23 protein-coding genes are annotated in these 25,385 nt (G+C 67.1%); 13 read left to right on the top strand and 10 right to left on the bottom strand.

Annotated elements, in window-relative coordinates:
* Nucleotides 1-211: 211 nt before the first annotated feature.
* Together AM590_RS09975 and AM590_RS09970 are read left to right on the top strand one after the other, a co-directional pair.
* Nucleotides 212-571: a DUF555 domain-containing protein gene (locus tag AM590_RS09975; RefSeq protein WP_004970698.1), complete on the top strand. Its 360-nt coding sequence runs from the start codon at nucleotides 212-214 to the stop codon at nucleotides 569-571.
* A 119-nt stretch (nucleotides 572-690) separates the two neighbouring features.
* Nucleotides 691-1,230, top strand: coding sequence for a CBS domain-containing protein (locus AM590_RS09970; protein WP_004976886.1), 540 nt, complete (start codon nucleotides 691-693; stop codon nucleotides 1,228-1,230).
* 73 nt (nucleotides 1,231-1,303) lie between these two features.
* Here AM590_RS09970 and AM590_RS09965 read toward each other — a convergent pair whose 3' ends face one another.
* Nucleotides 1,304-2,608, bottom strand: a complete 1,305-nt coding sequence (locus tag AM590_RS09965) for a cytochrome P450 (protein ID WP_082677707.1) — start codon at nucleotides 2,606-2,608, stop codon at nucleotides 1,304-1,306.
* Between the two features lie 72 nt (nucleotides 2,609-2,680).
* Nucleotides 2,681-3,655, bottom strand: a complete 975-nt coding sequence (gene purM / locus AM590_RS09960; RefSeq protein WP_058827348.1) for a phosphoribosylformylglycinamidine cyclo-ligase — start codon at nucleotides 3,653-3,655, stop codon at nucleotides 2,681-2,683.
* Nucleotides 3,656-4,069: 414 nt separating this feature from the next.
* On the opposite strand from purM, the gene AM590_RS09955 reads away from it, so the two are divergent.
* A complete protein-coding gene (locus AM590_RS09955) occupies nucleotides 4,070-4,306 on the top strand; it encodes a hypothetical protein (RefSeq protein WP_082677708.1) in 237 nt (78 codons plus the stop codon).
* A gap of 476 nt (nucleotides 4,307-4,782) precedes the next feature.
* Here the strand turns inward: AM590_RS09955 and AM590_RS09950 are convergent, their stop codons facing one another.
* Nucleotides 4,783-5,406, bottom strand: coding sequence for a Zn-dependent protease (locus AM590_RS09950; protein ID WP_058827346.1), 624 nt, complete (start codon nucleotides 5,404-5,406; stop codon nucleotides 4,783-4,785).
* Nucleotides 5,403-7,082 carry a TraB/GumN family protein gene (locus AM590_RS09945; protein ID WP_058827345.1) on the bottom strand — a complete coding sequence of 560 codons (1,680 nt, stop codon included), beginning with the start codon at nucleotides 7,080-7,082 and terminating at the stop codon, nucleotides 5,403-5,405. The genes AM590_RS09950 and AM590_RS09945 overlap by 4 nt, the downstream gene beginning before the upstream one ends.
* Nucleotides 7,083-7,135: 53 nt before the next feature.
* Here AM590_RS09945 and AM590_RS09940 point away from each other — a divergent pair, with 53 nt between their 5' ends.
* The 10 genes from AM590_RS09940 to dhaM all read left to right on the top strand — a co-directional run bounded on the left by AM590_RS09940 (nucleotide 7,136) and on the right by dhaM (nucleotide 17,335).
* Nucleotides 7,136-8,464 carry a glycerate kinase gene (locus AM590_RS09940; protein WP_058827344.1) on the top strand — a complete coding sequence of 443 codons (1,329 nt, stop codon included), beginning with the start codon at nucleotides 7,136-7,138 and terminating at the stop codon, nucleotides 8,462-8,464.
* A 63-nt stretch (nucleotides 8,465-8,527) separates the two neighbouring features.
* Nucleotides 8,528-9,148, top strand: a complete 621-nt coding sequence (locus AM590_RS09935; RefSeq protein WP_058827343.1) for a winged helix-turn-helix domain-containing protein — start codon at nucleotides 8,528-8,530, stop codon at nucleotides 9,146-9,148.
* Between the two features lie 80 nt (nucleotides 9,149-9,228).
* A complete protein-coding gene (locus AM590_RS09930; protein WP_008093446.1) occupies nucleotides 9,229-9,672 on the top strand; it encodes a bifunctional nuclease family protein in 444 nt (147 codons plus the stop codon).
* A 60-nt stretch (nucleotides 9,673-9,732) separates the two neighbouring features.
* On the top strand, nucleotides 9,733-10,218 hold the full coding sequence (locus tag AM590_RS09925) for an acyl-CoA thioesterase (protein WP_058567578.1): 486 nt from the start codon (nucleotides 9,733-9,735) through the stop codon (nucleotides 10,216-10,218).
* 54 nt (nucleotides 10,219-10,272) lie between these two features.
* Entirely contained in the window at nucleotides 10,273-10,728 is a 456-nt protein-coding gene (locus tag AM590_RS09920; protein ID WP_058827342.1) for a hypothetical protein, read from the top strand.
* Nucleotides 10,729-10,788: 60 nt separating this feature from the next.
* Nucleotides 10,789-11,391 carry a hypothetical protein gene (locus AM590_RS09915; RefSeq protein ID WP_058827341.1) on the top strand — a complete coding sequence of 201 codons (603 nt, stop codon included), beginning with the start codon at nucleotides 10,789-10,791 and terminating at the stop codon, nucleotides 11,389-11,391.
* Between the two features lie 438 nt (nucleotides 11,392-11,829).
* Nucleotides 11,830-14,961, top strand: a complete 3,132-nt coding sequence (ileS, locus tag AM590_RS09910; protein ID WP_058827340.1) for an isoleucine--tRNA ligase — start codon at nucleotides 11,830-11,832, stop codon at nucleotides 14,959-14,961.
* 180 nt (nucleotides 14,962-15,141) lie between these two features.
* A complete protein-coding gene (gene dhaK / locus AM590_RS09905; protein ID WP_058827339.1) occupies nucleotides 15,142-16,140 on the top strand; it encodes a dihydroxyacetone kinase subunit DhaK in 999 nt (332 codons plus the stop codon).
* Nucleotides 16,141-16,253: 113 nt separating this feature from the next.
* Nucleotides 16,254-16,952: a dihydroxyacetone kinase subunit DhaL gene (gene dhaL, locus AM590_RS09900; protein ID WP_058827338.1), complete on the top strand. Its 699-nt coding sequence runs from the start codon at nucleotides 16,254-16,256 to the stop codon at nucleotides 16,950-16,952.
* A complete protein-coding gene (gene dhaM / locus AM590_RS09895; RefSeq protein ID WP_058827337.1) occupies nucleotides 16,949-17,335 on the top strand; it encodes a dihydroxyacetone kinase phosphoryl donor subunit DhaM in 387 nt (128 codons plus the stop codon). The genes dhaL and dhaM overlap by 4 nt, the downstream gene beginning before the upstream one ends.
* Before the next feature lie 101 nt (nucleotides 17,336-17,436).
* Here the strand turns inward: dhaM and ptsH1 are convergent, their stop codons facing one another.
* From ptsH1 to glpA, 6 genes are all read right to left on the bottom strand, one after another.
* The gene (gene ptsH1 / locus AM590_RS09890) at nucleotides 17,437-17,712 is read right to left on the bottom strand and encodes a phosphocarrier protein HPr (RefSeq protein ID WP_058827336.1); all 276 of its coding nucleotides are present in this window, start codon (nucleotides 17,710-17,712) and stop codon (nucleotides 17,437-17,439) included.
* A 99-nt stretch (nucleotides 17,713-17,811) separates the two neighbouring features.
* A complete protein-coding gene (locus tag AM590_RS09885; RefSeq protein WP_058827335.1) occupies nucleotides 17,812-18,876 on the bottom strand; it encodes a hypothetical protein in 1,065 nt (354 codons plus the stop codon).
* A gap of 3 nt (nucleotides 18,877-18,879) precedes the next feature.
* A complete protein-coding gene (gene glpK / locus AM590_RS09880) occupies nucleotides 18,880-20,412 on the bottom strand; it encodes a glycerol kinase GlpK (protein WP_058827334.1) in 1,533 nt (510 codons plus the stop codon).
* A gap of 361 nt (nucleotides 20,413-20,773) precedes the next feature.
* A complete protein-coding gene (locus tag AM590_RS09875) occupies nucleotides 20,774-22,084 on the bottom strand; it encodes an anaerobic glycerol-3-phosphate dehydrogenase subunit C (RefSeq protein WP_058827333.1) in 1,311 nt (436 codons plus the stop codon).
* Nucleotides 22,081-23,349: a glycerol-3-phosphate dehydrogenase subunit GlpB gene (gene glpB, locus AM590_RS09870; protein ID WP_058827385.1), complete on the bottom strand. Its 1,269-nt coding sequence runs from the start codon at nucleotides 23,347-23,349 to the stop codon at nucleotides 22,081-22,083. Before glpB ends, AM590_RS09875 begins: the two co-directional genes overlap by 4 nt.
* On the bottom strand, nucleotides 23,336-25,117 hold the full coding sequence (glpA, locus tag AM590_RS09865) for an anaerobic glycerol-3-phosphate dehydrogenase subunit GlpA (RefSeq protein ID WP_058827332.1): 1,782 nt from the start codon (nucleotides 25,115-25,117) through the stop codon (nucleotides 23,336-23,338). Before glpA ends, glpB begins: the two co-directional genes overlap by 14 nt.
* Between the last annotated feature and the right edge of the window lie 268 nt (nucleotides 25,118-25,385).

Here is a 25,385-nt window from a genome sequence, read left to right as displayed (position 1 = left end):
GCGTGAGACGCGCGTGACCCGCGGAGCGCTTTTCCATAAGTTATAGCGATAATCCTCGTGGCATGCGCGAGTCGTGCGCGCTCCGGTCGGGCGACGAGAGCGTCGCGAGTTCGGATGCGTCGCGGTCGATTCGCGGCCCGGGTGTGTGAATCCCACGCGCCCCGGCGCTCGAACCACAAGACACGAAACCCCACCGGCGCGTAACGTGTGTATGAGCAACTATCTCGTCGCGATGGAGGCGGCCTGGTTGGTCCGGGACGTAGAAGACATCGACGACGCCATCGGCGTCGCGGTCAGCGAGGCCGGCAAGCGACTCAACCAGAAGGACAAGGAGTACGTCGAGGTCGAAGTCGGCGCGACGCCCTGTCCCGCCTGTGGCGAACCGTTCGACTCCGCGTTCATCGCGGCCAACACCGCGCTCGTCGGCCTGCTCCTCGAAATCAAGATTTTCAACGCGGACGGCGAGAAGCACGCCTCCCGCATCGCGAAAAGCGAGGTCGGCGGCGCGCTCCGCGACGTCCCCCTCGACGTCATCGACATCCGCGAGTTCGACTCCGACGAAGACCAGTAACGCCGCGTCGTCGGGTCCGGCCGCGTATCGCGCCGCGCTGCGTCGTCCGGCGCAACCGGGGCGACCACCAGGGCGAGCGACCGGAACACTTTTTCATAACTACGGGTTATCACTCCGGCATGGAACTCCCCACGCCGCAGGACCTCAGGGAACGGCGGAACTCCCTGGAGTTGACGCAGAGCAAACTCGCCGACATGGCCGGGGTCTCCCAGCCGCTCATCGCCCGCATCGAAGGCGGCGACGTCGACCCGCGCCTCTCGACGCTCCGTCGTATCGTCGAGGCGTTGGACGAGGCCGAGGGGCGAATCGTGCGCGCGGAGGACATCATGAACACGACCGTCCGGAGCGTCGCCCCCGACAACTCCGTCCGCGAGGCGCGCGACATCATGCTCGACGCCGGGTTCTCGCAGTTGCCCGTCATCGAGAACGGCCGCCCGCTCGGCATCATCTCGAACGCCGACATCCGCCACGTCCAGGAGGACGACGTTACCGACCGCCCCGTCAACGAGGTCATGTCCGAGGGCGTTACGACCGTCGAACCCGAGACGACGCTGGACGAAATCGGCGTCTATCTCGACCACAACTCGGCGATCATCGTCGTCGAGGGCGGCGAGACGGTCGGCATCATCACCGAGGCCGACATCGCGGCCCACATCTGAGGTCGAGTCCGGCGACCGGCAACGACAATCGGCGGTCCGCCGTCCGAAACTCCGACACTCCCACGCGACGGACTCAGCGCCGGCGGACGACGAGCGGCGTCTCGCCCTTCGGTTGTGTCGTCATCTCGGGCGTGATTGCTAACTCCCCGTCGCCGCCCCAGTCGAGGTCGAAGTCGCGGAGGACGGTCGCGAGCACGATTTTCGCCTCCGTGAGCGCGAACGCCCGCCCGAGACAGCTCCGCGGCCCGGCCCCGAAGGGGAGATAGGCGTAGGCAGGCCGGTCGCTCTCGCGGTCCCACCGCTCTGGGCGGAACGCGAGCGGGTCGTCGTACCACCGCTCGTCGCGGTGGATGCGGATGATAGAGAGGTGGATGTCCGTGCCCGCCGGAATGACCCGGTCGCCGGTCGGAAACGGCTTCGCCGTCTCCCGCGGGAGCGTGTGGACCGGGGGATAGATTCTGAGGGTCTCTTTGATGACGCGTTCGAGCACCAGGAGTTCCCCGGTCGCGTCGGCGGTCACGGGGCCGTCGCCGACGACGCGGTCGACCTCGGCGGCGGCGCGCTCGCGGGTCTCGGGGTGCGTCGCAAGCAGGTACAGCGCGTAGGTGAGCGCGAGCGCGGTCGTCTCGTGGCCGGCGAAAATCATGCCCACGAGTTGGTTCTCCAGCGACTCGACGGTCTCCGGGTAGCCGGCGTCAGTTCCGAGTGCGTCGGCAAGTCGACGCGTCAGACTCCCCTCGTCGGCGGTCTCGACCAGTTGTCGGACCTCCTCGCGGAGGACGCGGTCGGCCCGGTTGAACCGGCGTCTGCTCGGCGTCGGCACCCACGACGGAAGGGCCCACGAGGCGGGCGCGAAGCGGCCGTTGAGGCCGTCGGCGGCCGAGCGAACGCGGTCATCGCCGTCGAGGTCGAGTTCCCGTCCGAGGATGGTGGCGAAGATGGTGTCCAGCGTGACGGCCTTCATCTCGGCTTCGAGCGACAGCGTCCCCGAGTCGGGCCACGTCTGCAGGCGGCGCTCGACCTGTCGGCGCATCACGGACGCGTACTCGTCGACCCGCTCCCAGCGGAAGAACGGCTCTAACTCGTCGCGCTGTCGCCGCCACTCCTCTCCTTCGGCGGCGATGACGGCGTCGCCGAAGGCGGCCTCGAACTCGCCGCCTTTGACGATGGTATCGGGGTCGGTCACGAACGCCCGCTCGAAGTGGTCGGGGTGAGCGAGGACGTACAGGTCGTCCATCCCCACCACGTCGAGTCCAACCGCGTCCTCGACGCCGTGGTCCGCGAGGAGGTCGGCGACGAAGCCGAACGGGTCGGCCGCGAAGCCGACGGTGTGGCCCACGAGCGGGAGGCCGCTCGGTGTCGGTGGCGGTGAAGTCACACCTCCACTATGGCGAACATCGGTAAAATAGTGCTTCTAATCGAACAGTTCGGTTAGGCAAACTGACCGCGTTCAGAGGTCGAGGCCGCGAATCGAGACGCTCTCGCCCGATTCGACGCGGCCGATGACGCGGCCGTCGGTCGCCTCGACCAGCGCCTCGGCGTTCTCCTCGGGGACGGCCGCGACGAAGCCGGTGCCCATGTTGAACGTCGTGTGCATCTCCTCGTCGGAGACGCCGCCGCGTTCCTGAACGAACTCGAACACCTGCTGGGGGTCGAAGGCGTCGTCGACGACGTAGCGGAACTCGCCCATGCGTTCGAGGTTGGTCCAGCCGCCGCCGGTGACGTGGGCCGCGGCGTTCGCCTCGGCGGCGCGCAGGTCGTCGAGCAGGTAGGTGTAGAGCCGCGTCGGTTCGAGGAGGGCCTCGCCGACGGTGTCGTAGTCGTCGCCGTCCCAGTCGTCGTCGTAGTCGCCGTCGGCCGTGGCGGCCTTGCGGGCGAGCGTGAGTCCGTTCGAGTGGATGCCGGACGACGGGAAACCGACGAGTGCGTCGCCCTCCTCGGCCTCGCCGGGGAAGATGGCGTCCTTCTTCGCCAGTCCGGCGCAGGTGCCGGCGAGGTCGAGGCCGTTGATGACCTCGGGCATGACCGCCGTCTCACCGCCGACGAGTTCGATGTCAGCTTCCTCGGCGCCCGCGGCGAGGCCCTGTCCGACCTGCTCGGCGAACGTCTCGTCGGGAGCGTCGACCGCGAGGTAGTCCACGAACGCGACGGGCCGGACGCCGGCCGCGACGAGGTCGTTGGCGTTCATCGCGATGCAGTCGATACCGACCGTCGAGTAGTCGCCGAGCGCCTCGGCGACGAGCAGTTTGGTGCCGACGCCGTCGGTGGCGAGTCCGAGGTAGCGGTCCCCGATGTCGAGCAGGCCGGCGTAGTCGCCCGACCCGCCGCCGACCTGTGCGACGAGCGCGGCGGTCGCGGCCTCGCTCGCCTCGATGTCGACGCCCGCGTCGGCGTAGGTCATCCCTTCGGAGTCGTCGTTCGTCATGTTCGTGTACGAGATAGGCCGAAATATAAAATCACAGGGTACGAATCATACACGTTCTCGCATAGGTGAGCGTTCGCTGCCGTTCGGTCGTCGGTCGTGTCGTCGTCCCCCTTCCGGTTACGCACGTCCTGCCGGTCGCGCACGCTCTCCGACCACCCCGCTACGAACCGACTACGAGCCTCCTAATCGGCCGATCTCCGAGCCGGTTGTGTTGAATAATCTATATTTATTGCAATATTTGCGAAAAAGCCCCAGAGAGCAGTATAAAATTTCTCGGCGGTTTTGGTGGCCTCATAAAACGTTACGAAAGAAGAATGTTCGTCCTAAGCCGGGTCTGAACAGTCGAAAAAGAAGCGAATTCACGGTAACGCTCGACCCCTTATATGATGGTCCCCGTCGTATGCAGGAATGACGATGTCCGGAATCCCCTCCACGACCGACTCGATCGCGCTCGACTTCGCATCGACCATCAGCCGCCTCGCGTACGCCCCCCTCGAAACCGTCGCGTTCTGGTCGGCAGTCGCGCTGCCCCTCGCGTACCTGCCCGTCCTCAGCGGCGGTCTCTCAGCCGGCGAACTCCCCCTCTTCGCCGGGCTCATCGCCTTCCACGCCATCGCGCTCGTCCTCGGGCGCGACCACGGCCAGCAGTAACACGGTCCCCGACGCGTACGAGCAACCCGGATTCGTCTCGGTTCCCCGCCGGCGCTTTCCCCCTCCCACGGCGCGCGTCTGCCCCTGCCCGACCGCGAACCGTCCGCAAACCAGCCCACCTGACATCGACTCCAACCCGAACACCAACTTAGCCCGACTCCAACCCGACCGACCTCAGCTAACCTCTGCCCACCCACACCCGACACAGCCCAACCCAACCTCGCGTCCCGAACTGCACTCCACAGCCGCAACCTGCTCCCGAATCCCGACCTCGACGACGATCGGTCCTCGCCGCACTCGTGCGGTCCCCTTCTCCTCCCATTCGTCCCTGTCGCGCACCGAGTACCGCCTGTGTATCCCGCGCCCTCCGAGTGCACCCCGTCCCGCGTCTCTGATTCAGCGGTCGCTCGCGACTTCGAGAATGAGACGAGCCAGCAATAGCGCGATTGGGGTCTCCGAAACCCCCACCGGTCGGGTCAGAACCCGACGAACAGGAACAGGCCGACGGTGAGGAGAATCGACAGGACGAGGACGCCGGCAAACACCGGCGTGCTCCACGCCTTGACCGTCTTGCCGTCCAAGGAGCCGAACGGGAGCATGTTGAACGCCGCGAGGAAGGCGTTGATGATAAGCCCGCGCGAGCCGACGAGTTGGACCACGTCGGAGCCGACGAGGACGCCGACGACGAGCACCGGCGCGAACGCGACGAGGAGCAACAGGTTCGTCACCGGGCCCGCGAGGGCGATGAGGCCGTGTTCGCGCTCGGTGAGCACGCCGCGGTGGTAGACCGCGCCGGGCGCGGCGAAGATGAACCCGACGAGCGCGCTCATGATGGCAACCGCGAGCATGCCGTAGTCGGCGCGGAACTCGGCGACCTGATTGAACCTGACGGCGACGACCTTGTGAGCGACCTCGTGGAGGAGAAAGCCCACACCGGCCGTCAGGAGGCTCACGACGAGCGCGAGGCCGAACGACCCGCTCGTCAGGAGTTGAAGCGTCCGGTTGCCGCCGCCGGCGAAGAAGATGGCGAAGGCGAGGCCGAGCGCGACCCACGCGACGAGCAGGTCGCGGAGTTCGCGCGAGGAAAAGGAGACGTTCACGTCAGGGACCTCCAGATGAGGTCGGCGCTGTTGCGCGCGCCCTCGAACATCAGGTTCGCCACGCCCGCGACGCCCCCGAGGTCGGAAGCGATGACGGGGATCACGTACGTGACGAAGAGGAAGCTGGCGATGATGCTCCCGATGTTCGTCATGGCGACGACCATGATGAGCTTGAACAGCGGTACGTCGAACATCTGGCCGACGAGTTCGACGATGGGCGTCTCCTCGTCGGAGAGCAGTTCATTCAGTTTGCTGATGTCGCCGACGTTGACCGGCGTGTGCCGGAGTTCGACGTAGCCGGTGAACCAGCCGGGCGCGAGGAGCGGGTTGATGGAGGTCATCCACGCGACGAGGCCGCCGACGAGGGCGGAAGTCCACCGCGCGCCGGCGACCTTGGCGAGCGCGGCGGCGAACACGCCGTTGATGAGGAACCACGCGCCGAAGATGGTCAGGAGTCGTTCGTTGCCGACGCCGGCCATCGCGAGGAGGACGAAGAAGGCGATGAATACGGCGGTGACGCCGAAGCCGAGCAGTTTGCCCCACGGGAAGCCGTCTTTTTCGGCGACGCCGACGAGCGACTCCATCGGCGGGAGCGTCTCGGGGTGTTCGAGGTAGTTCTCGATGCCCTCGCGGTGGCCCGCGCCGACGATGGCGACGACGTGCCGACCGGACTGCCGGAGCGCGACGAGCTGGTGGGCGATGTAGGCGTCGCGCTCGTCGATGAGCGCCTCAGCGCCGCCGGGGCTGAACCGGCGGAACTCCTCCATCATGGCCGAGACCACGTCGCCGTCGGTCAGTTCGGCCATGTCGAACTCCTCGTAGTCGGTGTCGCCCTCGGCGGGCGCGAACAGACCGAAGGCGTTCAGGACCGCGCCGGCGGTGACGCCCACAATGACGCCCGCGAGGACGCCGATGACGAGGCTCCCGACGATGGCGGTGCCGAGGCTCCCGAGGATACCCGAGACGAGACCGGTTCCGAGTCCGAGGCCGAAGCCGGCGACGATACCGATTGCCGCGCCGCCGCCGAGGCCCGCGAGGACCGCGTCGTCGCCGTCGAGGGAGAACGAGGCGACGGTGTAGAGCATGTACGCGGCTGCGGCCCCGAGGACCGCGGCGGTAGCGGTGCGCGTCAACAGGAGGTCGGTGACGCCGACTGCGCCCCCGAACAGGCCGACGAGCGGCCCGAGGAAGACGCCGACGGCGATGCCCAACACCGCGCCGACTCCGCGGGCGTCGGCGACCCCGAACAGGAGGTCGCCGGCCATGCGCATCTTTTCGAGCGTGCCCATCCGCCGCCAGAAGCGCTGGATGGTCACTTGGATGTCGCGGTCGACGAGCGCCACGTCGAGGCCTTCCTCTTCGGCGGTCTCGACCGCCGCGAGCATGTCCGCACCGGGTTTCACGTCGAACTTGTCTCCCATCCGCGACTGGACGTACGAGAGCATCCAGTAGGCGATAAACTGGAAGACGGTGTTGCCGCGAAGCAGGTCGCGCGCTTCGATGTCGTCGGGCGTTCCGCCCTTCATCTGCCGGTAGCGCCCCTCGTCGAGTTCGACCGCGACGACGTCGGGACGTTCTTCCCTGACGGTCTCTTCGACCTCTCTGACGCTGTCGGCCGAGACGTGGGCCGTGCCGACGACGCGGACGTGACCCTCGCCGGGCGACGAATCGTTCATCGCCGGGTTTACCGCCCCACGGTTTTTATCCGTGTCGGCATCTCCCACGAACTATGCAGAATTTCGACGCGCGAACCCCGACGCCCGCCCACGAGACGGCCATCGACTGCCTGCAGGCCGGCGTCGAGGCCGTCCTTCCCGACCGCGTCGTCCGCGAATCCGTGTCGCTCGACGGCGACGCACTGACCGTCGCGGACGAGACGTACGACCTGACCGCCTACGACCGCATCCTCGTCGTCGGCGGGGGCAAAGCCGGCGACGGCGTCGCCGACGCCCTCGAAGCCGTCCTCGGCGACCGCATCGACGACGGCGTCGTGGTGACGCCCGACCCGACGCCGAGCCCCGACGGGCGCATCGAGCGACTCCCCGGCGACCACCCGGTTCCCTCCGCGCGCGGCGTCGAGAGCACCCGGCGACTCGTGGACCTCATTTCCGACCTCGACGACCGCACGCTCGTCCTCGCCGCCATCACCGGCGGCGCGAGCGCGGTCCTCCCGGCTCCCGCCGAAGGCATCTCGCTCGCCGAGTTGCAGGAGACGACCGACAGACTGCTCGAAAGCGGCGCGGAGATTCACGACCTCAACGCGGTCAGAAAGCACGTCTCGACGCTGAAGGGCGGCGGTCTCGCGCGCCTCGCCGCGCCCGCGACGGTCGTCGGCCTCGTCCTCTCGGACGTGGTCGGAAACGACCTCGGCGTCATCGCCTCCGGGCCGACCGCGCCCGACGAGACGACCTACGACGACGCCCTCGACGTGCTGGACCGCTTCGATCTCGACGTGCCGAAGTCGGTTCGCACGCGCCTCGCCCGCGGCTCCGCGGGAGACATCCCGGAGACGCCGAAACCCGGCGACTCGGTGTTCGACCGGGTGACGAACCACGTTCTCGCGGACACCTTCACCGCGCTCGACGCCGCCCGCGAGGTGGCCGACGAACGCGGTTACGACCCGCTCGTCCTCTCATCTCGCGTGCGCGGCGAGGCCCGCGAGGCCGCGAAGACACACGTGGCCGTCGCGGAGGAGTCACTCGCCACCGGGAACCCGATTGCCGCGCCCGCCGTGGTTCTCTCGGGCGGCGAGTGCACCGTGACGGTCCGCGGCGACGGCGACGGCGGACCGAACCTCGAATTCTGTCTCGCGGCCGCCGCGGAACTCCCCGACGAGACCGTCCTCGCCAGCATCGACAGCGACGGGAAAGACGGCGGGACGGAGGTCGCGGGCGCGGTCGTGGACTCGTCGACCGTCGACGCCGGCGACGCTCACGACGCGCTGGCGAGAAACGACGCGCTCCCGGTGCTTCGGGAGGCCGGCGCGCTCGTCGAATCCGGCGCGACGGGGACGAACGTCAACGACCTGCGCGTCGTCGTGGTCGGCGAGGGCGTCTGAGCGCCGACCGTTTCGCGGGCGACGGACAACAGGTTTGTATCCTCCGGCGGAGTACTCACCCCTATGGCCGGTTTGTTGCCCTCCACTCCCGACACCTCCGCCGCGGACGAATCTTCCCCGCGGGTTATCGGACTCGACGACGACGAGGCGTCGGACCTCCTATCGGCGCTCTCGTCGGAGACGGCCCGCCGCGTGCTCGCCGCGCTCCACGAAACGCCGACGAACGCCGCGGACCTCGCAGAGCGCGTCGACACGTCGCTCCAGAACGTCCAGTACCATCTCCGAAAGCTCGACGACGCGGGCCTCGTCGAGGTGGTCGACACCGTCTACTCCGAGAAGGGCCGCGAGATGAAGGTGTACGCGCCCGCCGACAGGCCGCTGGTCGTCGTCGCCGCCGGCGAGGAGACGCGGACGGGCCTCGCGTCCATGCTGTCGAGTCTGCTCGGCGGCGTCGCCGTGTTGGCCCTGCTCTCGGCGTTCGTCCAGTGGGTCGCGTCCCGCGGTCTCGGCGTCCTCGGCGGTGCCGGCGGTGCCGCGGAGTCCGCCGACGCCGGGACGGTCTCCACGATGGCTGTGGAGGCCGCGCCCGCGGCGGCGCAGGGAATCCCGCCGGGACTCGCCTTCTTCGCCGGCGGCCTCGTCATCTTGCTCGTCATCGCGGCCGTTCAGTTCGCCCGACGCTGAGGCTCCGCGGGAGCGGACGGCGACCGGGTCGGCGACTCCCCTGGGGTAACTATTCGTACTCCGGCCAACTACAGCATACCATGAAACACCGTGCCGTGGTCCGCGGTATCGGGGTCGGCGTCGGCGAAGACGGCTCGAACGTCCCGGCAGTGGTCCTCGAAGCCCGCGACGAGTTCCTGCCCATCGTCATCACGTCGGACCAGGCTCAGGCCATCCAACTCGGCCTCTCCGGCGAGCAGTTCGAGCGCCCGCTAACCCACGACCTCCTGGTCGAGATGGTGACCGAGTTCGGCGGGGCCATCGACAGCATCCGCATCGACGACCTCTCGAACGGCACGTTCCTCGCCAAGGTCGACGCCGAGCGGTACCACGACGGTGAGGCGCGGACGTTCGTCTTCGACGCTCGTCCGAGCGACGCCATCGCCCTCGCCATCCGCGTTGACTGTCCGATTCTCATCTCCGACGAGGTGCTCGACGCCGCCGGGCAGTCGCCCGAGGCGTTCGACGCCGACTTCGACGAGTGAACCGGGGGCGTCGCCGCCGCGCCCCACGATTTCAAGCCCCTTCGGCGTGACCCTGCTCGCATGAGCGAATCCACCGCGACGCTCGACGAGTCGCGCACCGAGATGACCGAACTCCTCCTGCCGAACGACACCAACAACCTCGGGCGAGCCCTCGGTGGCGCGGTCCTCCACTGGATGGACATCTGCGGGGCCATCGCGGCGATGCGCTTTTCGAACCGCCAGTGCGTCACCGCGTCGATGGACCACGTCGACTTCATCAGCCCCATCGACCTCGGCGAAGTCGCCGTGATGGAGGCGTACGTGTTCAACGTCGGCCGGACCAGCGTGGACGTGAAAGTCGACGTGCACGCCGAGAACCCGAAGACCGACGAACTACGGAAGACGACCACCTCGTTCCTGACGTTCGTCGCCCTCGACGACGACGGGAAGCCGACGCCAGTCCCCCGACTCGTCTGCGAGACCGACGAGGAAGAGGAGCTTCGCGCCGAGGCGGTCGCCGCCCGCGCCGACCAGCTCGAATCCGTCATCGAGCGCATGGAGAACTGAGGGAGCCAGCACCAGCGCCGAACCCTTTTCCCGGACGGCGACCGACTGGCGACCATGCTCGACGTTCCCATCCCGGACCCGCCGTCGCTCCCGACCGTCGACCCGAATCAGTACGACGACGCCCAAGTGGCGGCCGACGCCGACTTCAAGCGCGCCGAGTTGGAGGAGTTCCTCGAAGCCGGCGCGTGGGCTGACGCCTTCGAGTCGTGGGCCGCGGAGACGCCCGTCACCGAGGCGCAGTGGGAAATCGTCCTCGACCTCGACCTCCTTTCTCACTTCGACTTCTTCTGGGACGACTTCGCCGACCGCGTCGGCTACCACGCGCCGGGCATCCCCGAGGACTGGAAAGAACGACAACTCCACCCCGAACTGACCTCGTGGGGCGAGGTGTCGTCTATCAACGCCGGCCTCACCGAACTCGGACAGGACGTGTGCGACGTGCTCAAAGACGACTACATCGACTGGGAGTCCGAGTACGAAGCGCCCGACGACCTGCCCGACTTCGGCTGATCCGCCGGGACGCGTGTCACGGCGGCGGACGTTTATGTCGTCCCCACGTCACACGACAGTATGCACCGCCGAGCCCTCCTTTCGAGCGCTGCCGTGCTCTCGCTGGCGGGTCTCTCGGGCTGTCTCGCCGACGCCCGACGGACCGCGAGCGGTCGAATCCGCGCCGACACCGGCCACTCGAAACTCCACCCGGCAGACGAGCAGTACGTGAACGGGTCGTTCCCCGACGACGCCGACTTCCGCGGGTGGCTGTTCGCCGACCCGCCGGACGACCAGACGGACGTGTTCACCGACCGCGCGATGCAGGGCCAGTACTCGAACGACCTGCTGTGGGCCGAGGGCGACTCGTTCGTCCTCCTGTTCGAGGTCCGGATGCCCCGCGAAGACGCCGCGTTCTACAACGTCGCGCAGTCCCCGTCGTGGACCGGCTGGCGCGACGCCGAGCTCCCGATTCGCCGGTCGCCACCCGCCGACCTCGAACCGTTCGAGACCGACACGCTCGTCTGCACCCACCTCTCGAAGTTCGACGTGGCGAGAGGCGCCGCGCCGACGAACGCCACGCTCCGGATGTTCGAGCGCGACGACGAGTCCGGGACCACGCACGGGTCGGACTCCGAGTCGGTCGTTGCAACACATCGCGTCGGTCGCTGGTCGGACCGGTAGCGTCGGCGGCAGCGGTGGCGCCGGTGGCGTCGGGCCGCGAGTCGGCGTCGGAGTAAGCGTTATGTCGCTTCCGAGACTTCGTTCGAACAGCATGCGACGACACCGGACTCCGCGCCGCCCGCCCGCGGTCGGCCAGTCACGGCGCTCGGTCGTCGCCCCGTCGCCCATTATTGCGGGGCAGTAGCCTCGCATCTCACTCATCCTCGACTCCCTCCCGTATCGACTTCCGAGCGACAGCGGTCTCCCGTCCGGTGTGACCACGACCACCGGAATCCAACATGGAGCGACACACGACCCACACCCGACAGGCGTATCGACAGCGACCAGTAGCCAATCGACAGCGGAGGGTCTGCCGTGTCTGAGTCTGACCCGGCGGCACGTCCCGCCGACGCGGACCAGACCCGCCGTTTTGATATATATCCACGAGAAGGACGGGGTATGGAAGACATCGCAGACCAGTACACGCCGTCGGACGTGGAGTCCGTCGTCGGCGAGTACTGGGACGAGAACGACGCGTACGAGGCGACGAAGGAGGCACACGCCGACGACCCGTCGTTCTTCTTCGTCGACGGCCCGCCGTACACGTCCGGCCAGATGCACCTCGGCACGGCGTGGAACAAGACCCTGAAAGACGCCGTCATCCGGCACAAGCGCATGACGGGGCATCAGGTCACGGACCGCCCCGGCTACGACATGCACGGTCTCCCCATCGAGGTCAAAGTCGAGGAGGAACTCGGCTTCACCTCGAAGCGCGACATCGAGGAGTTCGGCATGGAGCAGTTCATCCAGAAGTGCAAGGAGTTCGCCGTCCGCAACCGCGAGGCGATGGACGAGGACTTCCAGTCCATCGGCGCGTGGATGGACTGGGACAACCCCTACCAGACGCTGTCGCCCGAGTACATGGAGTCTGCGTGGTGGGCCTTCTCGAAGGTCGCCGAAAACGGACTCGTCGAACAGGGCAAGCGGAGCGTCAACTACTGCCCGCGCTGTCAGACCGCCATCGCGGCCAACGAGGTCGAGTACGACGAAATCACCTCGCCCTCTATCTACGTCAAGTTCCCGCTGAAGGGACGCGAGGGCAATCTCGTCATCTGGACGACGACGCCGTGGACCATCCCCGCCAACACGTTCGTCGCCGTCGACGGCGAGATGACGTATCAGGAGGTCCGCGCCGAGAAGGACGGCGAGAGCGAAGTGCTGTACCTCGCCGAACCCTGCGTCGAGGAGGTTCTGAAGAAGGGCCGCTACGAGGACTACGAGGTCCTCTCGGAGGTCACGGGCGAGGAGATGGTCGGCTGGGAGTACGACCACCCGCTCGACGGCGTCGTCGCCGAGTACGCCGACTTCGAGGGCGCGGGACAGGTGTACACCGCCGACTACGTCGAGGCCGACCGCACGGGCCTCGTCCACTCCGCGCCCGGTCACGGTCAGGAAGACTTCGCCCGCGGGCAGGAACTCGGCTTAGACGTGTTCGTCCCCGTCGACGACAAAGGCGAGTTCACTGAGCAGGGCGGCGACTACGCGGGGACCTTCGTCCGCGACGCCAACCCGGAAGTCATCGAGGACCTCGACGAACTCGGCCACCTGCTCCACGCCGGCGAACACGACCACCGCTACGGCCACTGTTGGCGCTGTGATACGGACATCATCTTCCTCGCCACCGACCAGTGGTTCATCACGGTTACTGACGTGAAAGAACAGCTCCTCGACAACATCGAGGAGTCCGAGTGGCACCCGCAGTGGGCCCGCGACAACCGCTTCCGCGACTTCGTGAGCGACGCGCCCGACTGGAACGTCTCCCGCCAGCGCTACTGGGGCATCCCGCTTCCCATCTGGGTCCCGCAGGACGCCGACGCCGAGGGCGCACAGGAGATGATTGTCGTCGGCACTCGCGAGGAACTCGCCGAGCGCGCCGACCAGGACATCGACCCCGAGACGGTGGACCTCCACCGGCCCTCGGTGGACCCCATCACCATCACCGAAGACGGCGTGACCTACGAGCGCGTCCCCGACGTGTTCGACGTGTGGATCGACTCTTCCGTCGCCACGTGGGGCACCCTCGACTTCCCCGGCGAGACGGAGGCGTACGACGAGCTGTGGCCCGCCGACCTCATCATCGAGGCGCACGACCAGACCCGCGGCTGGTTCTGGTCGCAACTCGGCATGGGCACCGCCGCGACCGGCGAGTCGCCGTACAAGGAGGTCATCATGCACGGCTTCGCCAACGACAAGGACGGCCGCAAGATGTCGAAGTCCGTCGGCAACATCGTGACGCCCGAGGAGGCTATCGACCGCGCCGGCCGCGACCCGCTTCGCGCCTACCTCCTCAGCCACGACCAGCAGGGCGTCGACCTCTCGTTCGAGTGGGACGGCCTCGCCGACACCCAGTCGACGCTCAACATCTTCTGGAACGTCTTCCGCTTCCCGCTTCCGTACATGGACCTCGACGGCTACGACCCCGCCGAGGCAGACCTCTCGGAAGGCGAACTCACCGTCGTCGACGAGTGGGTGCTCTCGCGGCTCCAGACCGTCGAGGCCGAGATGGCCGACGCGTGGGACGACTACGAGGTCTCCACCGCGCTCAACACCCTTCTCGACTTCATCACGAAGGACGTGTCGCGCTTCTACGTGAAGGCCATCCGCGAGCGCATGTGGGACGAGGAGGACTCGGCGTCGAAGCTCGGCGCGTACGCCACGCTCTCGACGGTGCTCTCGGAGTCCATCCGGCTCATCGCACCCTACGCGCCCTACATGGCCGAGCGGATGTACCAGCGACTCGACGGCTCGGAGACGTCCGTCCACATGCTGTCGTACCCCGAGGCCGACGAGGACCGCCGCGACGAGGAACTGGAGGCCAACATGGCCGTCCTCCGCGACGTGGAGGAGGCCGCGGCGCACGCCCGCCAACTCGGCGGCCGCAAGCTCCGCTGGCCCGTCTCGCGCATCGTTGTCGAGTCCGAAGACGCCGAGGTCGCCGACGCGGTCGAAGCCCTCTCGGACCTCCTCGCGGAGCGCGTGAACACCCGCGACGTGCAGGTCGTCGAGGTCTTCGACGAACTCGTCGAGACCGCAGAGCCGCAGATGAGCGTCATCGGGCCGGAGTTCGGCGCTGACGCCCAGAAAATCATGGAGGCCGTCGAAGGCCTCTCGCGCGCCGAAGTCGAGTCCGGCGTCGAAGTCGACGGCGAGACGTACGACCTCACCGACGAGATGGTCTCGTACCGTGCGGAACCGCCGGAACACGTCACCGGAGCCGACTTCGAGGGCGGCACGGTTTACGTCGACACCGAACTCACCGACGACATCGAATCCGAGGGCTACGCCCGCGACGTCATCCGCCGCATCCAAGAGATGCGCAAACAACTCGACCTCGACGTCGAGGCCGAAATCGACGTGTCGCTCGCGGTCGACGACGAGCGCGTCGCCGGCTTCGTCGAGGAGAACAGCGACCTCATCGCCGAGGAGGTCCGCGCCCGCGAGTTCGACCTCGGAAGCGCCGAGGGCGAGACGGTCGAGACGTGGGACGTCGAGGACGTGTCGGTGACCATCGCGGTCACGCAACTCGACTGAGACGGCTCGCGCCCCCCAACCGCTGGTCGGCGCGTCGGTTGGCACGCCGACCGATACTCGGCCGCCATCGACCCCCGTGAAATCGGGGGTGACGTGACCCGATTTTTCGCAGACGACGCCGGCTTCGACTTCCGGCTGACCAACACTTTTGACCTTATCGAACGTGATGGACGGTGAGTCATGAAGAAACTCATCAACGAACCCGGAGCGGTCGTAGACGAGATGCTCGACGGGATGGTCGCGGCGCACCCCGAACTGCGCCGGCTCGACGGCACGAACGTCCTCGTCCGCGACGACGCGCCGGTCGAGGGGAAGGTCGCGGTTGTCTCCGGCGGCGGGTCGGGTCACGAGCCGACGCACGCGGGCTATCTCGGCGAGGGGATGCTCGACGGCGCGGCGGCGGGTGAGGTGTTCACCTCGCCGACTGCCGACCAGTTGAACGAGATGATTCAGGCCACGGACGCGGGCGAGGGCGTCCTCTGCGTCGTCAAGAACTACGAGGGCGACGTGATGAACTTCGACACCGCCGCCGAGATGGCCGCCATGGAAGGCGTCGAGGTCGAGCAGGTCGTCGTCAACGACGACGTGGCCGTCGAGGACTCGCTGTACACGTCGGGCCGTCGCGGCGTCGCGGGCACCATCTTCGTCCACAAGTGCGCCGGCGCGAAGGCCGCCGCGGGCGGGGACCTCGGCGAGGTCACAGCGGTCGCAGAGAAGGTCGTCGACAACGTGCGGACGATGGGGATGGCGCTCACCTCCTGTGTCACCCCGGAGAAGGGCGAACCGACGTTCGACCTCGGCGAGGACGAAATCGAACTCGGCATCGGCATCCACGGCGAGCCGGGCACCGAGCGCGCCGACGTCATGAGCGCCGACGAGATAACCGAACACCTGACCGAGAACGTCCTCGACGACCTCGAACTCGACGAGGGCGAGGAGGTCGTGACGATGGTCAACGGCATGGGCGGCACGCCGCTTTCGGAGCTGTACATCGTCAACCGCAAGCTCCAGTCCATCCTCGGCGACCGGGGCATCGAGACGTGGGACGCGTGGGTCGGCGACTACATGACCTCGCTCGACATGATGGGCTGTTCGGTCTCCGTGCTCCGCGTCGACGACGAACTGAAGGAACTGCTCGGCGCGCCCGCGGAGACGCCCGGCCTGACCGTCACCGAGTAAGCGGCGACGCCCACCGAGCGCTCTCGGGTCGGCTCCCGACGTGTCCACCGATTTTTCGCGGCAGAACAGTCCCGCGGGACAAGGGATTAACGACAGGCCGACGAAGGACAGCCATGGCTGACGCAGAGACACAACGCGAAGCGGTGCTGGACGCGCTCGACAACGTCGCCGAGCGCCTCGCCGAGGAGAAGGAGTATCTCACGGACCTCGACTCCGCCATCGGCGACGCCGACCACGGCGCGAACATGGAACGCGGCTTCGGCAAGGCCGCCGACAAGCGCGAGGAGTTCGCCGAGATGGAGCCGAACGAGGTCGTCAAGAACGTCGGGACGACGCTCATCTCGAACGTCGGCGGGGCTTCCGGGCCCCTCTACGGCGGCTCTATCATGTTCGCCAGTCAGGAACTCGAAGACGGCATCACCGCCGAGACTTCGGTGGCGTTCGCGGAGGCGTACCTCAACAAGGTCAAGGACCGCGGCGGTGCGCAGGTCGGCGCGAAGACGATGGTCGACGCGCTCGTCCCTGCCGTCCACACCTACAAGAAGTCAGTCGAGCAGGACGACCTCCCGCCGCTCGAAGCCCTCGCCAAGGCCGTCGACGCGGCCGAGCGGGGTGTCGCATTCACCGTCCCCATCAAGGCGATGAAGGGTCGCGCGTCGTTCCTCGACTGGCGCTCTGTCGGCCATCAGGACCCCGGCGCGACGAGCACGCTGTTCATCCTCGAAGAACTACTGGAAACGGCCGAAGAATACCTCGACGGTGAGATCGACCGCGACGCGCGGGCCGAAGACGCCGTCGGGAGAGACGAATGATCGGCCTCGTCGTCGTCTCGCACAGCGCGAAGGCGGCAGAGGGAATCGCTGAGGTCGCCGCGCAGATGGGCGGCGGCAACGCCCGCATCGTTCCCGCCGGCGGCGACGAAGACGGCATCGGCACCTCGCCGGACCGCATCCGAGAGGGCATCGAGGAGGCGGACGACGGCGACGGCGTCGTCGTCCTCGTCGACCTCGGCAGCGCCGTGATGAACGCGGAACTCGCCATCGAGATGGCGATGGACTCCGAGGCCGTCATCGCGGACGCACCGATTCTGGAGGGCACGCTCAACGCGGCCGTCGAGACGACGAGCAAGAAGGCGACGCTCGACTCGGTCGTCGAGCGCGCCGAGGACGCCCGCGACTACCGGAAGCTGAACTGACCGGTCGGCGGTCGACCCGGTTTCCGAGCCATCGATCCGACCAGAAAAGAGATCGCCGCGCGACACGGCGGCCCGCAGTTCCTGCTTTGTTCTGTTTCGTTTTACTCTTCGTCGTCGGCTTCGGGCGTCGAGAGCACTGCTTCGAGCGCGTCGAGCGCGGCCTCCGCGTCGTCGCCCTCGGCGACGAGGCGAATCTCCTCGCCGTGGCCGACGCCGAGGCCGGTGACGGCGAGCATGCTGGCGGCGGGGACGAGGTCGTCCTCGTCGGCGCGGCCGAGTTGGATGTCGGCGTCGAAGGAGTTCGCGGTCTCGACGAACTGGGAGGCGGGACGAGCGTGCAGGCCGTCTTTCGGGACGACGGCGACGATGCGTTCCATACGTCGGATATCGACTGCGGAGCGTTATCGCTACCGGTTGCGGAACGCGGCGCAGAAAAATCGTGAACGACGTGTGCGGGGCCGGAGGCGTTCGGGCGGTTAGAGCCCGAGGTACGCCGCGTTGGGGATCGCCCCGAGCAGGAACAGCACGCCGATGAGCAGCGAGTAGATGGTAATCGACATCGCCGGCGGGTCCACGTGGGTCCCGGAGTGTGCGTAGGCGATACGCTGGGTGACTTCACCGAGAAGCGCTCCGATGAGTCCACCGAACGCGGCGGCGACGATGATGAGCGGTTCGCTCCCGCCGACCATCGGCGCGGCGACGGCTCCGAACGCCGACCCACCGAGGGTGATGTGGTGGGTGACGGGTATCTTCTCGACGCCGAGGTTCAAGAACAGCAGGCTGGCCGCGGAGATACCGTAGGCGAGGAAGAAGCTCTCCGTAATGAGCCACGTCCAGCCGCCGAGGATACCGGCTCCGAGGCCGATGACAACGATGTTGACCCACTTGTACTGGTGGGGGAGCCACGGTTCGGTCGCGGGCCGTCCGCTCCCGTCGCCGCGCATCGTTCCCTTCTCGAACGGCGACATGTCGAGGAGGCCGCTGCCGGCGGGCGAGCCGATGAGCGGGTAGCCGAAGGCGATGCGCGCGATGAACGCCGTCGTCATGACGGACAGAGCGACGCTGTCGAGCGGGAGGCCGATACCCCCCGCGACGCGGGAGATGAGGAGCCCGAGGACGCCGAACAGGCCACCGACGGCAAGGATATCGGGCTGCGTACCGAAGGCGTACGTGATGTCCTTACCGAAGTGGTAGCCGCCCTCGCTGGGGTTCATGTCGGCGTACCGCTTGCCCGCGTAGGCGCTGGCGGCGACACCGCCGGCGAAGGCGATGTGCGGGCCGACGAAGGGGCCGAACCCGATACTACCGGTGATGCCCGTGCCGAGTTCGCCGGCGGTGATGAGGTCCGCTCCTTCGAACTGTCGGATGACGATGCCAGCCGTCTCGCCGAGCAGCACGACGAAGCCGGTGAAGATGAACGACGGCAGCGCGCCGATGGCCGCACCGAACATCCCGCCCGCGAACGCCGCGAGCAGGAGGACGACGAACCGTTCGGCGCTGACGCCGATGACCGGAATCTGGAGTGCGAATGCTTCGAACACGAGTTACTCCTCCCGTGCCCAGTCGAGCGAACGGTCGACGGCCTCCTTCCAGCGGCCGTAGCGTGCTTCGACGTTCTGTGGGTCTTTCGGGGCGAACTCGCGGTCGACCTGCCAGTTCTCGCGGAGTTCGTCGAGCGTCTCCCAGTAGCCGACGGCGAGGCCGGCGGCGTAGGCCGCGCCCAGCGCGGTCGTCTCGTCGACCTGCGGGCGGACGATTTCCGTGTCGAGGATGTTCGACTGGAGCTGACAGAGGAAGTTGTTCTTGACCGCGCCGCCGTCGACGCGGAGACTGGAGAGGTCGATGTCGCTGTCGGACTGCATCGCTTCGGCGACGTCGCGCGTCTGGAACGCGATGGATTCGAGCGTCGCGCGGACGATGTGCTCGCGGCGGGTGCCGCGGGTCATGCCGACGATGGTACCGCGGGCGCGCTGGTCCCAGTGGGGCGCACCGAGGCCCGTGAACGCGGGGACGAAGTAGACGCCGTCGGTGGACTCGACCGACCGAGCGAGCTTCTCGGACTCGCCGGCGTTGTCGATGAGCGTCATGTCTTCGAGCCACTCGATTGCCGCGCCGGTGATGAAGATGGAGCCTTCGAGGGCGTACTGGACCGGCTCACCGGTGCGCTGGAAGCCGACGGTGGTGAGGAGGCCGTGTTCGGACATGACGGCCTCGTCGCCGGTGTTCATCAGCATGAACGAGCCGGTGCCGTAGGTGTTCTTGGCGTCGCCGGCGTCGAAACAGGTCTGGCCGAACAGCGCGGCCTGCTGGTCGCCGAGCGCGCCGGCGACGGGGACTTCCGCGCCGAGGAAGCCGTCCGCGTCGGTCTCGCCGTAGTGGTCGTCGTCGGACGACGGGCGGACCTCGGGGAGGAGTTCGCGCGGGACGTTGAACTCGTCGAGGAGTTCGTCGTCCCACTCCATGTCGTGGATGTTGAACAGCATGGTCCGCGACGCGTTCGTCACGTCCGTGATGTGGTTCCCCGTCAGATTGTAGATGAGCCACGTGTCGATGGTCCCGAAGGCGAGTTCGCCGTCGGCGGCGCGGTCTCGGATGTCTTCGGGCCGGGAGCGCTGGAGCTTGATGGGGTCGGAGTTGTCCAGCAGCCACTCGGCTTTCGTCGCGGAGAAGTACGCGTCGGGTTCGAGGCCCGTCTTCGCGCGCACGTCGTCGGTCTTGCCGTCCGCCTCGAGCGTCTCGATGCGGTCGGTCGTCCGACGGTCCTGCCAGACGATTGCGTTGTGAATCGGCTGTCCGGTCTCACGGTCCCAGATGAGCGTCGTCTCGCGCTGGTTCGTGATACCGATGGCTTCCAACTGTTCGGCGTCGAGGCCGGCGCTCGAGAGCGCCGCGTCGATGACCTCCTTCGTGTTCTCCCAAATCTCGTTTGCGTCGTGTTCGACCCAACCGGGCTCTGGGTAGATCTGTTCGTGCTTCTCGTAGGCGTTGGCGACCACCTTGCCGTCGTGGTCGAACACCATGAACCGCGTGCCTGTGGTACCTTGGTCGATGGCACCGACGTAAGTTTCTCCTGACATTTCTAACCAACCTCGATACGAACCCTCGGTGTGAGAGTCCTACCACTACAAACGTGTACAAATTATATGATAAATGTTTCTTTACTACTGCCTCGTATATTGTGAGAGCCAATTACGGATTATGGCGCTTCTAATGCCGAAATACTCGGTCTCTTATTTCACACGGACACTCTTTCGGCACTTTTAATCAAGGACAGATACTGTCGGATATAACATCTCGATCGGTCCGATAGCGGCAAAATACGGCGATTAATGAGAAACAATCACCGGGAAGTCGCCGTCGAATCGGCGCGCGCGCCGAGCGCGACGCCGTTCGAGTGGTCCGGCGCTCGAATGATGGCGTTCGTCAGCCGTGCGCGCGTCAGACCAGCGCCTCTTCGAGGAGCTGGAGCGGGTGTTTGATGTCGTACCCAGTACCGTGTTCCATCTGCATCGAGCAGGTTGGACACTCGGTCATGCCGACGTTCCCCTGGGCGTGCTCCATGTGGTCGAACATGTCCGCGCCGATCTGCATCGACTTGTCGTACTTCTCTTCTTTCCAGCCGTAGGTGCCGGAGATACCGGAACAAGAATCGCCAACGTCCTCGATTTCGACGCCGTCGAGCTGGCGGAACAGCTCGACCGCCTGTCGGTCGAGCCCCTGATTGCGACCGTGGCACGGCGCGTGGTACGCGAACGATTGGTCCTCGACCGAGGCCTCGCGAACCGCGCTTTCGAGGTCCTCGTGGATGCGGAGGTACTCCAGCGCCTCGTAGGTGTGCGCCGAGAGGTCCTCGATGCCGTCGATATCGAACAGTTCGGGGTACTCCTGACGGAGCGACATCGAACAGGAGGTACACGACGCGATGATGTCGTAGCCCTCGGGGATGAGCCCCGCGAAGTTCTCGACGTTGATGCCGGCGGCGCGCTTTGCGTCGTCGAGCATGCCGTTTGCGAACATCGGCGTCCCCGAACAGCGCTGTTTGGGGACGACGACCTCGTAGCCGAACGACTCGAAGAGGCGGACCATCGCCTTGCCCACCTCGGGCGTGTTGTAGTTGGAGTAACAGCCGTGGAAGTACGCGACGCGTTTCTCCTCGGAGCGGACCTGCGGGCCGCCGCGTTCGTTCCACCACTCGCGGAACGTCTGCGTGGCGAACTCGGGGAAGTCGCGCTCGGCCGTGATGCCGAGCACCTTCTCGTTTATCCGCTGGACGACCGAGTTGCCCATGACGGCGTTCGCCAGCCGCGGGAACATGCTGCCCAACTGCGCGAGCGTGCCGTAGTTGGCGAGGATGCGGTTGCGGATGTACTCCCGTGAGAGCTTGTCCATCTCCTCGTCGACGTACTCGCCGCGGGCCGTGTTGTGCATCTGGCTGAGCGGGACGCCCGAGGGACAGGCGTCGTCACAGCGCATGCAGTTCGAACACGACATGATTGAGTCGTCGACGGCCTCGTCTTCCTTGCGCTTGAGCCGCCACTGCTCCGGCCCTTGGAACTTCGGCCCGGGGAACTCGTCGTCGACTTCCGCGACCGGGCAGGACACGTCGCAGGCGGTGCACTTGTAACAGTTGTCCGCACCGGGACGGAGGTCCATGTCGGTGCTGTCGGGGAACACCTCGACGGCCTCGAAGTCGTCTGTCTGTGCGTCGGGGGTCAAAGTCGGGTTGCCTGGGGATTCTGCGTCACTCATCTGGTTGCCTCCTCGCCCGCGAGTCGGCCGGCGACGGCACCCGTCGCCAAGGAGACGCCGCTCGCGGATTTCTCGCGCGCCACGTCGGCACCGCCGACAACGCCGCCCGCGGCGCGCAGGTTCTCGAAGTGCGGTTCGCCGTCTTCGTCGGTCGGCCGGAGTTCGTCGTCGGGGACGACGCCGAAGCGCGCGAACGCGTGGTCGCCGAACGCCTCGGGCTCGGACCAGTCGTAGCGGTCCTCGGGATGCGGGACGTGACAGCCGAAGACGGGCTCTGTGACCGATTCTCGGTCGGAGTCGAGGCCCTTGCCAACGAGGCCGCCCGTCGCGAGGACGACTTGGTCGGCCGAGTAGGGCGTCGGTCGGCTCTTCTGGTCGACGATGACGGTCTCGACGCGGCCGTCGTCGGCCTCGAAGTCAACCGCCGGGTTGCCCGCCGAGATGCGGACGCCCGCCTCGTCGAGCGCGTCGAACAGCATGTCTTCGAGCTTGAGTCCGAGCAGGCTCGGCGGGCCGGTCGGCACCTCGAAGACGGGGACGCCGAGGCGGTCCGAAAGCTCCGCGCGGACCTCCTCGTCGTGGTCGTCGCCGAGCATCGCCGGGAAACCGACGCGCGACTCGCCGTCCAGTTCCTCGGCGACGGTGTCGGCGAGGACGGAACGGACCGTGCCGCCGTCGACGTCCTCGTCGCGGTCGAGCGCCTTGGCGAACCGCGTCACCTTCGCATCGGCGCGGAATCGCTTGGGGAACTCGACGGTGACGCCGCGGGCCGAAAACGGCACGCCGGCGGCCGCCAGGTGGTCGGCCGCGACGGGCGCGTCGAAGTCCGTGAGGCCCGCGAGGCCGACCAAAAGCATGTCGCCTGAGGTGCTGACGAGACCGGGCGCGACCGACTCGGGGTACCGAGCGGTCGGTTTCACCGCGCCGCCGTGGGTCGTCACGAGCGCGTTCGAGTCCGTGTGACCGCCTCGGTAGGCGTCGCCGACCGCCTCTTCGAAGATGCGGAGGCCGGCGCGAACGCCGTCCTCGCCGACGATGTGGTAGGGGTGGCCCTCCGGGAGCGCGTCGAGACCGGCGTAGGGGTCCGAGAGGGGACCGTCGCCGCCGGCGTAGCCGAGCACGTCGACGAGGCCGCTGGCCTGCCGGAGCGTGCTCTTCTTGTGGGCGAGCAGGCGCACGCGAGCGCCCGTCTCCGCGGCCGAGAGAGCCGCCGTGCAGGCGGCGATACCGCCGCCGATGACGAGCACGTCGTCAGTTATCGCCATCGGCACCTCCGAGCGCGTCGTCACTCGTGCGGTCGTCGAGTCGACCGCCGTCCGCGACCGCGCCGCCGGACGCGACACCCGAGGCGTCGTCCTCCGAGGCACCGCCGTCGTCGAAGGCGGCGAAGTCGATGTCGGCGTCGGCCGCGGCGGGGTCCTCGTCGCGGTTCATCGTCGTCGCGTGGAGCATGTGCTTCAGCGCGGTCTGTGAGAGCTGTGTGCCCCACATGGCGTGGCGCTCGCCCTTCCAGCGCTCCTGATAGAGGTCGTCGAGGGACGCGCGAATGGTCTCCTCGTCGTACTCGGGCGCGAGTTCGTTCGCCATCCGGTGACAGCAGATCGCGCCCTGACAGTTGCCCATCGAGGCGCGCGTCTGGATGCGCACGGAGTTGAGCTCCGTGCCCGCGGTGTCGAGAGAGTCCTGAATCTCGGCGCGGGTGACGGCCTCGCACTCGCAGACGACCGGGTTGGGGTCGACGCTGTTGAGCACCTCGTCGGTGCGCGAGCCGAGCCGCTGGGCCGACCGGCGGCCGATGGGCGACCGCAGGCCGAAGTCGTCCATGTAGTCGCGGAGGACGGTGAAGTCCTCGCTGCCCGGGAGCGGCACGTCGGCGGTGCGGCACTCGGCTTCCACGTCGAGCTTCTCGCAGACGTGGTCCGAAATCTGCTCGGCCATCATCCGATAGGTCGTGAGCTTGCCGCCGACGATACTCGTCATGCCCGGCAGGTCGTCGCGGTCGTCGTGGTCGAGCAGGAAGAACTCGCGGGTGATGTCCGTCGGGTCTTCCGTGCCGGTTCCTGGCGGCTCGTACAGCGGGCGGACGCCCCAGAAGGAGCGAATCGTCCGCGCCTCGGCCAGCATGGGAACGAGCTCCGACAGCGTCTCTATCATCAGGTCGACTTCCCAGCCCTCTTCGGGGTAGTCCTCCGGGTCCTCGACTTCCTCGTCGGTCGTCCCGAGGATGCACGTCGTCTCGTGCGGGACGATGATGTCGGCGTCGCCCTTCGGCCGACAGCGGTTGACGACCGTGTCGACCTGACGGGTGTTCATGATGGTCATGACGCCCTTCGACGGGCGGACTTCCACGTCGACGCCGGCGAGGTCGCCGATTTGGCCGGCCCACGCGCCCGTCGCGTTGACGACGTAGTCGGCGCGGATTTCCTCGACTTCCCCGGGTTCACCGTGGACGTATGGGCCGGTCCCGGTCTGGTGAGTGACTTCGACGCCGACGACCTCGCCGCTCTCGACGAGTACGTCGGTGACCTCTGAGTGCGTCTCGATGCGCGCGCCGTGTTCGACGGCGCTCGCGGCGTTCGCCACGCAGAGGCGGAACGGGTCGACCGCGCCGTCCGGAACCTTGATGGCGCGCTTGATGTCCTTCGCGAGGTACGGCTCTATCTCGCGCGCTTCCTCGGCGGACAGCACTTCGGCGGGGATGCCGCACTCGCGACAGCCCTCCAGCTTCTTCTCGAAGTACTCGTCGGAGTCCTCGGGGCGCTGGACGAACAGCCCGCCCGTCATCTCGACGCAGTGGCCCGCGATTCGCCGCAGGACCCGGTTTTCCTCGATACACTCCTTGGCGGACGGCTGGTCCGACACCGCGTACCGGCCCCCGCTGTGGAGGAGTCCGTGCATCCGCCCCGTCGTCCCGTGTGTGAGGTTCCCCTTCTCGACGAGGGTCACGTCCAGCCCGCGCATCGCGAGGTCGCGCGCGATGCCCGTGCCGGTCGACCCCCCGCCAATGACGAGGACGCTCGGCGATTTTTTCATCTGTCTTTCGTGAGGTAGGACCGACGGCACTTTATTTTACCTTCACTCGTCTCACGCCCCGTTCGTCTCACGGAACGAACCACTTCGGCGACCCGATTGCCATCGTACTGCCCGTAGAATACCGTAGCTCGGCGTTTCTACGCCTATTCGAAACGACGACAATAATTCAAAATTATTGTTCTTATTAGTTACGTCCGGTATGGAAACCTCGCCGACAACGAACCTCTCAACTGGCTTTGAAGCGCTCCGAACGGCCGATTTCCATGTT

Source organism: Haloferax sp. Q22, from assembly GCF_001482285.1.
Taxonomy (GTDB): domain Archaea; phylum Halobacteriota; class Halobacteria; order Halobacteriales; family Haloferacaceae; genus Haloferax.
Note: the sequence above shows the minus strand (reverse complement) of the source record. Positions and strands in the feature narration are given on the sequence as shown.

Coding starts and splice junctions, on each gene's coding strand:
- dhaL (WP_058827338.1), top strand. CDS start 16,254: ATGGCTGACGCAGAGACACAACGCGAAGCGGTGCTGGACGCGCTCGAC.
- ileS (WP_058827340.1), top strand. CDS start 11,830: ATGGAAGACATCGCAGACCAGTACACGCCGTCGGACGTGGAGTCCGTC.
- dhaK (WP_058827339.1), top strand. CDS start 15,142: ATGAAGAAACTCATCAACGAACCCGGAGCGGTCGTAGACGAGATGCTC.
- AM590_RS09975 (WP_004970698.1), top strand. CDS start 212: ATGAGCAACTATCTCGTCGCGATGGAGGCGGCCTGGTTGGTCCGGGAC.
- glpK (WP_058827334.1), bottom strand. CDS start 20,412: ATGTCAGGAGAAACTTACGTCGGTGCCATCGACCAAGGTACCACAGGC.
- AM590_RS09920 (WP_058827342.1), top strand. CDS start 10,273: ATGCTCGACGTTCCCATCCCGGACCCGCCGTCGCTCCCGACCGTCGAC.
- dhaM (WP_058827337.1), top strand. CDS start 16,949: ATGATCGGCCTCGTCGTCGTCTCGCACAGCGCGAAGGCGGCAGAGGGA.
- AM590_RS09940 (WP_058827344.1), top strand. CDS start 7,136: ATGCAGAATTTCGACGCGCGAACCCCGACGCCCGCCCACGAGACGGCC.
- AM590_RS09930 (WP_008093446.1), top strand. CDS start 9,229: ATGAAACACCGTGCCGTGGTCCGCGGTATCGGGGTCGGCGTCGGCGAA.
- glpB (WP_058827385.1), bottom strand. CDS start 23,349: ATGGCGATAACTGACGACGTGCTCGTCATCGGCGGCGGTATCGCCGCC.
- AM590_RS09955 (WP_082677708.1), top strand. CDS start 4,070: ATGTCCGGAATCCCCTCCACGACCGACTCGATCGCGCTCGACTTCGCA.
- AM590_RS09945 (WP_058827345.1), bottom strand. CDS start 7,082: ATGAACGATTCGTCGCCCGGCGAGGGTCACGTCCGCGTCGTCGGCACG.
- AM590_RS09875 (WP_058827333.1), bottom strand. CDS start 22,084: ATGAGTGACGCAGAATCCCCAGGCAACCCGACTTTGACCCCCGACGCA.
- glpA (WP_058827332.1), bottom strand. CDS start 25,117: ATGAAAAAATCGCCGAGCGTCCTCGTCATTGGCGGGGGGTCGACCGGC.
- AM590_RS09915 (WP_058827341.1), top strand. CDS start 10,789: ATGCACCGCCGAGCCCTCCTTTCGAGCGCTGCCGTGCTCTCGCTGGCG.
- purM (WP_058827348.1), bottom strand. CDS start 3,655: ATGACGAACGACGACTCCGAAGGGATGACCTACGCCGACGCGGGCGTC.
- AM590_RS09935 (WP_058827343.1), top strand. CDS start 8,528: ATGGCCGGTTTGTTGCCCTCCACTCCCGACACCTCCGCCGCGGACGAA.
- AM590_RS09970 (WP_004976886.1), top strand. CDS start 691: ATGGAACTCCCCACGCCGCAGGACCTCAGGGAACGGCGGAACTCCCTG.
- ptsH1 (WP_058827336.1), bottom strand. CDS start 17,712: ATGGAACGCATCGTCGCCGTCGTCCCGAAAGACGGCCTGCACGCTCGT.
- AM590_RS09925 (WP_058567578.1), top strand. CDS start 9,733: ATGAGCGAATCCACCGCGACGCTCGACGAGTCGCGCACCGAGATGACC.